This window comes from Streptomyces chlorus, assembly GCF_042655885.1.
GTDB lineage: Bacteria > Actinomycetota > Actinomycetes > Streptomycetales > Streptomycetaceae > Streptomyces > Streptomyces chlorus.
The window spans coordinates 1-605 of record NZ_JBHSOA010000152.1 but is presented as its reverse complement, the minus strand read 5'-3'; the positions used below and the strand labels follow the sequence as shown (position 1 = coordinate 605).

At 66.4% G+C, this 605-nt stretch carries 1 protein-coding gene; it reads left to right on the top strand.

The genetic code is table 11. The annotated features are described in order from the left end of the window. Positions 1 to 156 precede the first annotated feature (156 nt). A partial coding sequence (locus ACFPZI_RS37065) for an SDR family NAD(P)-dependent oxidoreductase (protein WP_381371565.1) occupies positions 157 to 605 on the top strand: 449 nt, incomplete at its 3' end.

The window sequence follows — 605 nt, the reverse complement described above, 5'->3', positions numbered from 1 at the left end:
TCGCGTCGGCCACTGGATCCCGAAATCCGAGCACCGACGACACCTCCTGGACGATACGTAAAGAATGCCGGACTCCGCATCATGGATAGTATCCCCGGTCTCCCGCAGTATCGATGTCGAACGGATCGGCATCGAGAGAGTGATGGAGACACCCACATGGGACAGCTGGAAGGCAAGACGTCGGTGGTCACCGGGGGCAGCACCGGTATCGGTCTGGCCACCGCCGTACGGCTGGCGGACGAGGGCGCGTACGTGTTCGTCACCGGCCGACGCGAGTCCGAGCTGGAGGCCGCCGTCAAGACCATCGGAGCAGACCGGGCCACCGCGGTCGTCGGCGACATCTCGAAGCCGGAGGACCTGGACCGGCTCTACGAGGCGGTCCGGGCGCGAGGCAAGGGTTTGGACGTGCTCGTGGCGAACGCGGCGGTCGGTGCGTTCGTGACGCTGGAGCAGACCACCGAGGAGCACTTCGACCAGACCTTCGGGGTCAACGTCCGAGGCACGCTGTTCACCGTGCAGAAGGCGTTGCCGCTGCTCAGCGACGGAGCCTCGATCGTCCTGGTCGGTTCGACGGCCGGCGACCGTGGAGTAGAGGCGTTCGGCGC